Source organism: Pantoea sp. ME81, from assembly GCF_903970985.1.
In the GTDB taxonomy this organism is placed as follows: Bacteria; Pseudomonadota; Gammaproteobacteria; order Enterobacterales; family Enterobacteriaceae; genus Pantoea; species Pantoea communis.
Genome location: NZ_CAJCKS010000014.1, coordinates 39073 through 51097 on the forward strand (window position 1 = coordinate 39073; position 12025 = coordinate 51097).

Below are 12025 nucleotides of genomic sequence, written 5' to 3' on the forward strand. Positions count from 1 at the left end.
AATTAAGGTTATTCCTGGAGCCAATTCTGGCTGAGCGTGCCATTGTTAACTACGCTCATAATTCATAGAGCGATTGATGAGGGAATATTCATGAAAAAGACAATTATTGCTGTATCTGCCCTGCTGCTGGCTTCTTCGGCTTTTGCCGCTACCACACATGCAACTGACGACACCGTCGCGAACGCACAAGCGGGCGCAAACACCGCCAAAGAGAAGCTGCATCAGGCGCAGCATCAGGGCGAAGAGCAGAAGCTGAAAGCCAAGCATGCTGTTGAAGGTAAGAGCGACAGCACCAGCAGCAAAGTGAGCGAAGGCGCACAGAAAGGCTGGAACAAAACCAAAGAAGGCACTGAAAAAGGGTGGGATGCTACCAAAGAAGGTGCGACTAAAGGCTGGAACAAAACCAAAGAAGGTGCCAGCGATCTAAAGAAGAAAGTGACTGAATAAGTTCTTCTGACAGAATCCCGAAAGGCCGCGATTGCGGCCTTTTTCGTTTTTGCCGCTTTGCGTCCGGCTCGATATCGACTTACACTTCGCTCAACACTCATTAACCATTTTTTCTTATGTCTGACACCTTCAAACGCCAGCCCTTGCCTTTACCCAACGGTCACAACAAAGTGCTGTTGCACTCCTGCTGCGCACCCTGCTCGGGTGAGGTGATGGAAGCGATGCTGGCTTCCGGAATCGATTACACCATCTTCTTTTACAACCCAAACATTCATCCGCTGAAAGAGTACGAGCTGCGCAAAGAAGAAAATATCCGCTTTGCTGAGCAGTTCGGTGTGCCTTTCGTGGATGCCGATTACGATAAAGATAACTGGTTTGATCGGGCGCGCGGCATGGAGTGGGAACCGGAGCGTGGCGTACGCTGCACCATGTGTTTCGACATGCGCTTTGAACGCACTGCGCTGTATGCGCATGAAAATGGCTTCCCGGTGATCACCAGTTCGCTGGGCATTTCGCGCTGGAAGGACATGAAGCAGATTAATGACTGCGGTGTGCGTGCAGCAGCGCACTATCCTGACATGCTGTATTGGGAGTTTAACTGGCGTAAAGGCGGCGGATCATCACGCATGATCGAGATCAGCAAGCGCGAGCGTTTCTATCAGCAGGAGTACTGCGGCTGCATCTACTCGCTGCGCGACAGCAATCGCCATCGCGTGGCCAGCGGGCGTGAACGTATTGAGATTGGCGTGCAGTACTACCAGCCCGACGAATGAACAATTAGCCTGCTGGCATCGGTTAGCAGGCGCTTACTCTCACCAGGCTAATTGCCTGCCGCTGTAATCGACGTAATGATGTCCGCCCTGCCCGGCAAAACGGTTCTGTTGCGTCACTATTCCCTGAGCACTTTCGACCGCCGTAATATCCGCATCATCCCCGCCCATATCGGTCTTCACCCAGCCCGGATGCAGCGATAGCAAGGTTGTGCCACGCGGATCCATCTGCTGCAGTAGTGCACGGCTCAGCATATTCAGTGCCACCTTGCTGGCTGAGTAGTAAGGGCGAAGCGCTTCCGCATTTTCCGTCAGGCTGCCGAGACGAGATGTGGTGATACCAAGCACGCCCTGTTTTTCCGACAGCAAGGGTAGCAGGCCTTCAGCCATACGCACCGGTGCAACACTGTTGGTCATAAACAGTTGCATCAGTTCATCATCGGAAGTGGCGATCAATTCCATTGAATCCGGGCCGAGAATCCCGGCATTGATCAGCGCGCGGTCAAATTGCTCACCTTTGAGCTGCTGAAGTAACTGCTCACGCTGTGTGGCAATAGTGATATCCAGCGGCAGCCAGCGCAGTTTTTCATGCTGATAGGAAACGGCAGTGCTGCGATAAGTCGCCGTGACGTCCCAGCCATTAGTCAGCAGTTGCTGCACCACGGCTAGCCCAATCCCCTTTGAAGCACCGATAATTAACGCGCGTTTTGTTTGGCTCATTTGTCCCTTCCCGCAGTTAAAAGGCAAAAGGGCAGGATAACCTGCCCTTGTTTTGACTAACGAAACACCAGCGTTAGTACGACGATGACCACCATCATGATTAGCAGATGGCACACCACCTTATTAAGATTCCGATTCCGCATAGCGCCTCCATGGGGTTAGAACCACTGGCCGAAGCGTTTGATGTAGAGCATTTTCATGCCCTGTGCGACCACGCAGTAACCTAACAAGGTCGCGACCAGCCATGGGAAGTAAACCCAAGGCAACGGGGTCAATCCCACCATGTGTCCCAACGGGGAGAATGGCAGCAGAATGCCTGCAATCATCACACACGCCGTAGTCAGCAGCACCGGCAGTGCAGCACGGCTCTGGATGAACGGAATTTTCTGGGTGCGCAGCATATGCACTACCAACGTCTGCGACAGCAATCCTTCTACAAACCAACCGGACTGGAACAGTGACTGCATTTCCGGCGTGTTGGCGGCAAACACGTACCACATCACAGCAAAAGTCGTGATATCAAAGATTGATGATGTAGGCCCAATCCACAGCATAAAGCGTTTGATATTACGCGCGTCCCATTTGCGCGGTTTGCGCAGAAACTCACGGTCCATTTTGTCCCATGGCAGCGCCAGCTGAGACAGGTCATACATCAGGTTCTGAATCAGCAAGTGAATCGCCAGCATTGGCAGGAACGGAATAAAAGCGCTCGCCACCAGCACAGAGAACACGTTGCCAAAGTTGGAACTGGCGGTCATGTTGAGATACTTGATGATGTTGCCGAAGGTTTCGCGTCCTTTCATCACCCCCTCTTCCAGCACCATCAGATCTTTTTCCAGCAGGATGATGTCAGAAGACTCTTTGGCGATGTCTGCTGCACTATCCACTGAAATCCCGACATCGGCATCACGCAGGGCTGGCGCATCATTAATCCCATCGCCGAGGAAACCGACGGTGTGTCCTTGCTGCTGCAATGCACGCAAGATGCGAGATTTCTGCAGCGGTGTCAGTTTGGCAAACACCGCGCTGTGCGCTGCCGCCTCTGCCAGTTGCTCATCGCTCATCATCGCGATCTGATCGCCAGTCACGATATCACCACTGTCGATACCAACTTGCTGGCAAATACGTGCCGTGACCACCGGGTTGTCGCCGGTCAGCACTTTGACGCTGACGCCGTTTTCACGCAGCGCGTTAATGGCTTTGGCGGCACTCTCTTTAGGTGGATCGAGGAAAGTGAGCAACCCTTCCACGGTTAACCCTTGCTCATCCGCCACACTCAATGCCTGCTGCAAGCCCGGCTCTTCCAGTACACGACTCGCCACCAGCAATACACGGAAACCTTGCTCGTTGTACTGGTGTGCCAGAGCTAACAATTCTGCACGGCGTTTTTCATCCAGCGGCTGAACCAGTTTTCCTTCACGCTCAGCCGTAGCGATGCTCAGCATCTCTTCTACCGCGCCTTTACAGATCAGCATCTGTTGATTCAGACGACGATCGCGCACCACAACAGAAACACGGCGACGCACAAAATCAAACGGCAACTCATCCACTTTGGCGTAATAGTCGCCCATGTCCGCCGTTACACGATCCTTGCCGTAGCGCAGAATCGCACGATCCATCAGATTCGGCGTGCTGCTCTGATAGTGGCTGTTGAGCCAGCTCAGCATCAGTACGCGAGAGTTTTCCACCCCGGCGCAATCCAGATGATGCTCAAGAATGATATTGTCCTGGGTCAGCGTGCCGGTTTTATCGGTACACAGGATGTCCATCGCACCGAGGTTTTGAATCGCGTTCAGCCGTTTAACAATCACTTTGCGGCGTGACATGGCAATCGCGCCTTTCGCCAGATTCGAGCTGACAATCATCGGCAGCATTTCCGGCGTCAGACCCACCGCCACGGCCAGCGCAAACAGCGAGGCATCCAGCCAGTCGCCTTTGGTTAGCCCGTTAATCAGCAGCACCACCGGTACCATCACCAGCATGAAGCGGATCAGCAGCCAGCTGACGCTGTTCACACCGCGATCAAAAGCAGTTTGCGAGCGATTACCGACAATCGATTTCGCCAGGCTGCCAAAGTAGGTTTCGCCGCCGGTTGCCACTACCACCGCTTTGGCGCTGCCGCTGGAGACGTTGGTGCCCATCAGACACACGCTACCGAGTTCCAGCAGTGAAGCCCCGTGATCGCTCGCTCCCGCGCCTTTGCTGGTGACGTGGCCCGTGACGTCATATTTCTCCACCGGCAGTGATTCACCGGTCAGGATCGCCTGGCTGATAAACAGATCACGTGAATCCAACAGACGCACGTCGGCAGGCACCAGATCGCCCGCAGAGAGATAAATAATGTCACCGGGTACCAGCGTGGCGATATCCACTTCCTGTTTAGCCGGGGGCTGTTGGGCAGATTCCCGGCGCAGCACAGTGGCAGTCGTGCGCACCATGGATTTCAACGCCTGCGCGGCTTTATTGGTGCGGAACTCCTGCCAGAAGCGCAGCAAACCGCTGAGCGTTACCATCGTCACAATGATGATGACACCGGTCAGGTCGGTCTCCTCGCCTTTACGTAATGGCAGCAGGTAGTCAGTGAAAAAACTCACCGCTGCCAGCGCCATTAATACGTAGATGAAGGGGTTATTGAATGCCTGGATCAGCTGAATCAGCGCGTGCGGCGCTTTATCATGTGCCACCTGATTGCGGCCATAGACTTCCAGACGCGCTTCGGCTTCGCGTTCGCTCAGGCCCAGTGGGTCACTGCGCAGGCGGACTAAGGTTTCGTCGGCAGTGAAACCCGCTTCATCTTCAATCAGATAGCGCGGTGTTTTCTGACGCGGTTGGCGCACGGTATGGTTCCAGGCTTTTTTTTCCTGGTTGAGTTTCATGTCAGTCATGATGACATTCCTCTATTTTTTTACGGCAATAAAAGTCCCTGTGCATGGAGCACATAGTTCGGGATAAATTAAATTAACGACGCTGCGTTAGATGATTAAAAATAACCTATCGGGAATTTCCATATGACCTCCCGTAAATAAAAGACGAAGAAATTCGCTCGTTATAATAACGAGAAATAGCGATGACGATGTCGATAATGCCGTAACGTGCGATCTTCAGTCAGTCCAGATTTGCCAGGTAGCCTGAGCACGGACGTGCCAAAACGCGCTAAAACAGCGGTTAATTATGCACGCTGAAAATCAGCGCGCGCATCGAGGTGGAGGAAAAAGTGCGTTTAAAATCATGTGCATGATGAAATCCCCACGGGCATCAACCCGCTTTTGTCGTTTAAAGGGGAACAATCATCAGAGAGAAGAGAGGATTGCTGCCCGCCGTGTTGGCAAGCAGCGACAAAAGAATTCGCGCGTCAGCTTGCCTTGTGTTGCCATCTAAAAGGGTGACTGTCCAACTGAATTCTCCTGTTTGAAGTTGGCGCCATTATATTCCTGAGCGAAGCGAAGTAAAGTTAATTATTTCCGTTCAGCAACGAGTTTAAATTCCGTTGTAATTTGGTTGATGAAAGGACAAAAATTAGCGAGTCTCTAGCACTGCGCTGCGCGATAACAATAACAGCATATTTAACAGGCTTATAACCAATCCGTCGTGCTTAGAACCGTAAAGCATATGCATAGCCATAAATTGACTATTCTTCATTACGACGCTCTCGTAAACTCGCGTTACTTTTTTAAGGCAAGGAAACAACATGAAAAAAATCATTCCCTCACTGCTGGCGTTATCGCTGGTAGCCGCCTTCTCTGCTCAGGCCGCAACACCAAAAGATACGCTGGTGATTGCGCAGTCGACTGATGATGCTGATAGCTTCGATCCGGCACAGGGCTTTGAACTCACCACAGTGCAAGCATTCACTAACATCTATCAACGTCTGGTTCAGTCGGATCCAACTAACCCTACCGATTTGAAGCCAACGCTGGCCACCTCCTGGACGCCAGGCAGTGACAATCGCAGCCTGACCTTTGAACTGCGCAAAGGCGCGCAATTCGCCAGTGGTAATCCGCTGCGTCCGGAAGATGTGATCTTCTCGCTGGGTCGCGTGGTGAAACTTAACCTCGACCCTTCCTTTATTCTGACGCAGCTCGGCTGGAATAAAGACAACGTCGATACCTTCCTGAAAAAAGTCGATGACAACCATGTGCAGATTAGCTGGAGCGCCAACGTCAGCCCGGCCTATGTGCTGAGCCTGCTGTCTGCGCCGGTCTCTTCAATTGTGGATGAGAAAACTGCGCAGGCGAATGCCAAAAACGGCGACTTCGGCCATGCATGGTTAGGCACCCACTCCGCGGGTAGCGGCCCTTATCAGATTCGTAAAGTGGTGCTGCATGAAGTGGTATTGCTGACCGCCAACCCGACCTCACCGGCGGGCGCACCGAAGCTGAAGAACATCCTGATCAAGAACGTGCCGGAACCTGCTGCGCGTCGTCTGCTGCTGGAACAGGGCGATGTGGATATTGCTCGTAACCTCGGCGCAGACCAAATTGCGGCGCTGAAAGGCAAAACGGGCGTGAAGACCGAAGCGATTCCGATGGCCTCGCTCTACTACATTCAGTTCAACGTCGGTGAGAATCCAGTGTTGAAGAACCCGGCACTGTGGGAAGCGGCGCGTTACCTGTTCGACTACAAAGGTATTGCTAACGACCTGCTGAAAGGCCAGTTCGAAGTACATCAAACCTTCCTGCCTAAAGGTTTCCTCGGTGCGTTGAATGACACGCCGTACACCTACGATCCGGAGAAAGCCAAAGCGATTCTCAAGAAAGCAGGTTTAACCAATGTCAGCTTTAAGCTCTCGACCAGCAATCAACCGCCGTACCTCGACATTGCGCAGGCATTACAGGGCAGCTTTGCCAAAGGTGGCGTGAAAGTCGAAGTGCAGCCGGGCCTAAGTTCTGAAGTCTCTACCCGCGTCAAAGCGCACCAGTACGAAGCCACGCTGAACGCCTGGGGCGCGGACTACTTCGATCCGAATACCAATGCCGCCTCCTTTGCTTATAACCCTGAAAATGGCAGCAAAACCATTGCTTACCGCTCTGACTGGCACATTCCAGAGCTGAGCAAGCAAACGCTGGCCGCCACCGCCGAAGCTGACAGCAATAAACGCGTTGAGCTGTATCAGGCGATGCAACGTGAAGTGCTGAAGAACTCGCCCTACGTGATCGGCTTGCAGGCGCGCAACCTGATTGCATTGCGCGATAACCTGAAAGGCTATGTGCAGGGGATTAACCCAGACATGGTGTATTACTCGCAGGTTTCTAAGTAATGGCAGTGTCTGCTTCACAGGCCGGGTTCGCCCGGCCACTCTGGCAACGTTTTCACCGTCTGGTCACCAGTCTGTTATCGCTGCTGGTGACGCTGATCGGTTTGTTAGCGTTCACTTTCATGTTGTCGCACCTGTCTCCGGTTGATCCGGTGCAGCAAATCGCCGGCGATCACGCCAGCGAAGCCACCTATGCACAGGTGCGCCACGATCTCGGCCTCGACCAGCCGGTGCTGGTACAGTTCTGGCGTTATATCAGCCATCTGGCGCAGGGTAATTTAGGGCTTTCGCATCTGACCAATCAGCCTGTCAGCGCGGATCTGATGCGCACCTTCCCCGCCACTATTGAACTCGCCACCTGTGCGATGATCTTTGCTGCGGTGTTTGGCATCACTTTAGCCTTGCTGGCCGCGTGGAAGCCGGGCAGCGTGATCGATAACGTGGCACGCTTTATCTCGCTGCTCGGCTATTCCGTGCCGGTATTCTGGCTGGGTCTGCTGGGTCTGCTGCTGTTTTACGCGGTGTTGCATTGGTCTGCCGGGCCGGGACAGTTGGATGATATCTGGATCTACACGCTGGAGCCGAAAACCGGCTTTGTGCTGATTGATAGCTGGCTATCTGGCGACCCTGAGATGTTCCGCAATGCGATTGCCCACTTGTGGCTACCGGTGGTGATCCTCGGTTTACTGGCGATGGCCGGTATTACGCGTTTGCTGCGTGCCGCGCTATTAGAAGAGAGCAGCAAAGAGTATGTGATTCTGGCGCGCGCCAAAGGTGCAGGACGGACTCGCATCCTGCTGCGCCACATCTTCCCCAACGTGCTGGGGACGCTGATCACCGTGATTGCCCTCTCCTACGCCACCCTGCTAGAAGGTTCGGTGTTAACCGAAACCGTCTTCGCCTGGCCCGGTGTCGGACGTTATATGACCAACGCGCTGTTTTCCTCTGATACACCAGCGATTCTCGGCTCGACCCTGCTGATTGGCAGTTGCTTTATTCTGCTTAATGCCGTGGCCGATGCCCTCACCTGGTTAACCGATCCGAGAACCCGATGACTCAACAACTCTCTGAACTGGAGACAGTTCGTCCGCGCCGCCGCCGTGCTCGCGTGACTTCACTGACCATCGGCCTAACGCTGGTGGTGATCGTGGTGGCAATGGCACTGTTCGCCCCACTGCTGGCACCGTTCGATCCTAACGCCCAGGTGATCGCCCAGCGTTTGCAGGCCCCTTCCGCGCTGCACTGGTTTGGCACCGATGGCTTTGGCCGTGATTTGCTGTCACGCGTGATTTATGGTGCACGTCCTACGCTGTTGCTGGTGTCACTGATTCTGGTACTGACCATTCCGGTGGGACTGCTGGTCGGGATTACTGCCGGCTATGTGGGCGGCTGGACCGAGCGAGTGCTGATGCGCATAACGGATATCTTCCTGTCGCTGCCGAATCTGGTGATCGCGCTGGCGCTGGTGGCGATGCTCGGTCCGGGATTGATGAACGGCGCACTGGCGCTGGCACTCACCAGTTGGCCACCGTTTGCCCGTCAGGCGCGTGCGGAAACCCTGGCACTGCGCCGCAGTGATTATCTGGCGGCTGCGCGCATGCAGGGTATTACCGGTTTGCGCTTAATGTTCGGCCATATCTTACCGCTGTGTTTGCCAACCGCCGTGGTACGTGCGGCACTGAGTCTCGGCGGCATCATTCTCTCCGCTGCGGGCCTCGGCTTCCTGGGCATGGGCGTGCAACCGCCAACCGCCGAATGGGGTTCAATGGTAGCGGAAGGCAGTAAAGTGATTTTCGACCAATGGTGGGTGGCTGCCGCCCCCGGCGGTGCGATTCTGTTCGCCAGTCTGGCGTTTAATCTGACAGGCGATGGCCTGCGCGACCGACTGGATACCCGTCATGCCAAATGATCTGTTAATTGATGTGCAGGGGCTGACCATCCGCAGCGAAGATACGCTGTTAGTGGATAATATCGCCTTTCAAATTGGCCGTGAGCGCGTGGCGCTGGTCGGTGAATCCGGTTCGGGCAAATCACTGACGGCCCGCTCGCTGATGGGGCTGCTCTCTCCTTCATTGCACCTGCAGGCCGATCGCTTACAGGTGGTGGGTGCCGATGCGCTCAACCTGCGCGAACGCGACTGGATCGCCCTGCGCGGCGGCAAAGTCGCGATGGTGATGCAGGATCCGAAATACGCCCTCAACCCGACTCGCACTATTGGCTGGCAGGTCGAAGAACCGCTGGTGCTTCACCGCAAACTGAGCCGTGCCGAACGTAAAGAGAAAGTGTGCGAGATGCTGGATGCGGTGGGTCTGCCGGATCCCCGTCAGTTGATGAAGCGTTATCCACATCAGCTTTCCGGCGGCATGGGGCAGCGTGTGATGCTGGCGATCGCTTTGATCACCGATCCCGATCTGCTGATTGCCGATGAACCGACCTCGGCGCTTGATCATGCGATGCGCGATCAGGTGCTGGCACTGATTCGTCGTTTGGTGGAGCAGCGTAATATGGGCTTGCTGCTGATCAGCCACGATCTGCAACAGGTTTCCGAACACTGCGATCGCGTGATGGTGATGTACAAAGGTCGCCTGCTGGACACGCTGCCTGCGACAGAGCTATCCAATGCGACTCATCCTTACACCCGCACGCTGTGGTCCTGTCGTCCGAGCAAAGCCACGCACGGTGAACGCTTGCCGGTGCTGGATCGTGCTGCGCTGGAGGCCAGCAATGATTGAGTTAAACAATCTGAGCGTGTCGCATAAGCAGGGCTACGAACTGCGTACCGTGGTGCACGACGTATCCTTGCAGGTGGCCGCGGGCGAGTGTTTTGGCCTGGTCGGGCCATCGGGCTGCGGCAAGTCATCGCTGCTGTGGGTGATGGCAGGTTTGAACCCGTTCTGGAGCGGCAGCATGCAACTGGCCGGTACCGATGTGCAGCCAGGTAAAGCCTTTACCGGTCCGCTGCGTCGTGATGTGCAGATGGTGTTTCAGGATCCGTATGCCTCACTGCATCCACGCCATCGTCTGCGCCGCACCCTGGCCGAACCGTTGAAGATGCTGAAGCGCGATAATATCGACGACCGCATCAATCAGGGTTTTCGCCATGTCGGGTTGGATCCAGCGCTGGCGGATCGTTATCCGCATCAGCTATCCGGCGGCCAGCGTCAGCGCGTGGCGATCGTGCGCGCCCTGCTGCTGGAGCCAAAGATACTGTTGCTTGATGAGCCAACCTCAGCACTGGATATGTCGGTGCAGGCGGAGATCCTGAATCTGCTGAATGATTTGAAGCAGAATGACGGGTTGACCATGGTGCTGGTGAGTCACGATCCTGATGTGATCGATCATATGTGCGACCGCGCGGCGCATATGGCATTGGGCCGGATTGTCGGTTAACGCATTTTTACTCAACCGTTGCGGCGCGATTTTTCATCCGCATCTAAAGCGATCATATCGCAAACAGATGCATGCTCCATCGTGCCGCCACGGACAGGCGTAAATTGATGCACCATTCAATTTACGCCAAATTTGATCTCTGCTTAATGCGCCATCGCCTGCAGCGTCTCGCTGCGAATCGACTCGGTCACTTCGGCCTTTAACGCCATAAACTCGGGTGAGGTTTTAATGGTGTAATCGCGCCCATTGTTGAAATTCACTGCCACCTCCTGCTTGATGCGGCCCGGCCGGGCGCTGAAAATCGCTACCTTGTTGGCCATAAAAATCGCTTCATCGATATCGTGCGTCACGAACAACACGGTTTTGCGCGACTGCTCCCACACCGACAGCAACAGCTCCTGCATCATCACGCGCGTCTGATTATCCAGTGCGCCAAACGGCTCATCCATCAACAGCACTTTGGGATCGTTTGCCAGCGCACGGGCAATCGCGGTGCGTTGCTGCATGCCGCCCGAGAGTTGGCGCGGATAGTGCTGGGCAAAGCCGCGTAATCCCACCTGCTGGATGTAGTAGTCACTGCGCTCTTTCTGCTGCGCTGCACTGATGCCGCGCTCCTGCAAGCCGAAACGGATATTCTCCTCTACCGTCAGCCATGGGAACAGCGTGTAGCTCTGGAACACCATGCCGCGATCGGCGCCCGGCCCTTCCACGCTTTTACCGTCCAGCCAGATTTCCCCGCGCGTGGGCGTATCCAGTCCGGCGATGATGCGCAGCAGCGTGGATTTACCGCAGCCTGAGGGACCGAGGATAGTGATGAAATCATTCTCCTCCACCTGATAGTGGATCGGCTGCAGCGCCTGGGTCTGTTCCCCTTTCGGTCCGGTAAAAATGCGTTCCACGCCGCGCACGTTGAGTTTGCTGTGTTTCATTACAGGGTGCTCCATGCAAACAAGCGCCGATTGAGCACTTTGAACAAGTAGTCAGAGATCAAGCCAATGCAGCCGATCACAATAATGCCGAAAATGATCTGCCCGGTATTCAGCAATGCCTGACTGTCGACGATCATATGGCCGATGCCACTTTCCGATCCGATCAATTCGGCGACGATGACGTAAGTCCACGCCCAGCCGAGCACCAGGCGCAGCAGTTCAGCAATGCCCGGTGCCGCGCCGGGGATCAGCACGCGACGCACTATCGAACGGTTGCTGCACCCTAGCGTGTAGGCCGCTTCCACCAGATCGCGACGTGCGCCGCTCACGGTGACCGCCACCATCAAGACGATTTGGAAGAAGGAGCCAATAAAGATCACCAGGATCTTCTGGGTTTCACCGATACCGGCCCACAGAATCAGCAACGGCACAAACGCCGAGGCCGGTAAATACCGGCAAAAGGAGACGAAGGGTTCGAGAAAGGCTTCCCAGGTTTTATAGGCGCCCATCATGAT

General features: G+C 55.0%; 11 protein-coding genes. 7 read left to right on the forward strand and 4 right to left on the reverse strand.

Annotated elements, in window-relative coordinates; all coding sequences use genetic code 11:
* The first annotated feature begins 90 nt into the window (after positions 1–90).
* A complete protein-coding gene (locus H7A81_RS04490) occupies positions 91–447 on the forward strand; it encodes a hypothetical protein (RefSeq protein ID WP_038645311.1) in 357 nt (118 codons plus the stop codon).
* Between the two features lie 116 nt (positions 448–563).
* Positions 564–1220, forward strand: coding sequence for an epoxyqueuosine reductase QueH (locus tag H7A81_RS04495; protein ID WP_034825520.1), 657 nt, complete (start codon positions 564–566; stop codon positions 1218–1220).
* A 39-nt stretch (positions 1221–1259) separates the two neighbouring features.
* On the opposite strand, the gene H7A81_RS04500 is transcribed toward H7A81_RS04495, so the two are convergent.
* Positions 1260–1937 carry an SDR family oxidoreductase gene (locus tag H7A81_RS04500; protein WP_182056858.1) on the reverse strand — a complete coding sequence of 226 codons (678 nt, stop codon included), beginning with the start codon at positions 1935–1937 and terminating at the stop codon, positions 1260–1262.
* A gap of 158 nt (positions 1938–2095) precedes the next feature.
* Entirely contained in the window at positions 2096–4822 is a 2727-nt protein-coding gene (gene mgtA, locus H7A81_RS04505; RefSeq protein ID WP_182056860.1) for a magnesium-translocating P-type ATPase, read from the reverse strand.
* Positions 4823–5625: 803 nt separating this feature from the next.
* Here mgtA and H7A81_RS04510 point away from each other — a divergent pair.
* The 5 genes from H7A81_RS04510 to H7A81_RS04530 are packed head-to-tail and all read left to right on the forward strand — an operon-like array spanning position 5626 to position 10581.
* Positions 5626–7194, forward strand: a complete 1569-nt coding sequence (locus tag H7A81_RS04510) for an ABC transporter substrate-binding protein (RefSeq protein WP_182056862.1) — start codon at positions 5626–5628, stop codon at positions 7192–7194.
* Complete coding sequence (locus H7A81_RS04515) at positions 7194–8246, forward strand: ABC transporter permease (RefSeq protein WP_182056864.1); 1053 nt, start codon at positions 7194–7196, stop codon at positions 8244–8246. The genes H7A81_RS04510 and H7A81_RS04515 overlap by 1 nt, the downstream gene beginning before the upstream one ends.
* Complete coding sequence (locus H7A81_RS04520) at positions 8243–9100, forward strand: ABC transporter permease (protein WP_034825506.1); 858 nt, start codon at positions 8243–8245, stop codon at positions 9098–9100. The genes H7A81_RS04515 and H7A81_RS04520 overlap by 4 nt, the downstream gene beginning before the upstream one ends.
* Entirely contained in the window at positions 9090–9923 is an 834-nt protein-coding gene (locus tag H7A81_RS04525) for an ABC transporter ATP-binding protein (RefSeq protein ID WP_182056866.1), read from the forward strand. Before H7A81_RS04520 ends, H7A81_RS04525 begins: the two co-directional genes overlap by 11 nt.
* Positions 9916–10581 carry an ABC transporter ATP-binding protein gene (locus H7A81_RS04530; RefSeq protein WP_034825502.1) on the forward strand — a complete coding sequence of 222 codons (666 nt, stop codon included), beginning with the start codon at positions 9916–9918 and terminating at the stop codon, positions 10579–10581. The genes H7A81_RS04525 and H7A81_RS04530 overlap by 8 nt, the downstream gene beginning before the upstream one ends.
* Positions 10582–10724: 143 nt before the next feature.
* On the opposite strand, the gene H7A81_RS04535 is transcribed toward H7A81_RS04530, so the two are convergent.
* Together H7A81_RS04535 and H7A81_RS04540 are read right to left on the reverse strand one after the other, a co-directional pair.
* Positions 10725–11510 carry an ABC transporter ATP-binding protein gene (locus H7A81_RS04535; RefSeq protein ID WP_058959180.1) on the reverse strand — a complete coding sequence of 262 codons (786 nt, stop codon included), beginning with the start codon at positions 11508–11510 and terminating at the stop codon, positions 10725–10727.
* On the reverse strand, positions 11510–12025 hold a 516-nt coding region (locus H7A81_RS04540), incomplete at its 5' end, for an ABC transporter permease (RefSeq protein WP_182056868.1). The genes H7A81_RS04535 and H7A81_RS04540, both read right to left, overlap by 1 nt.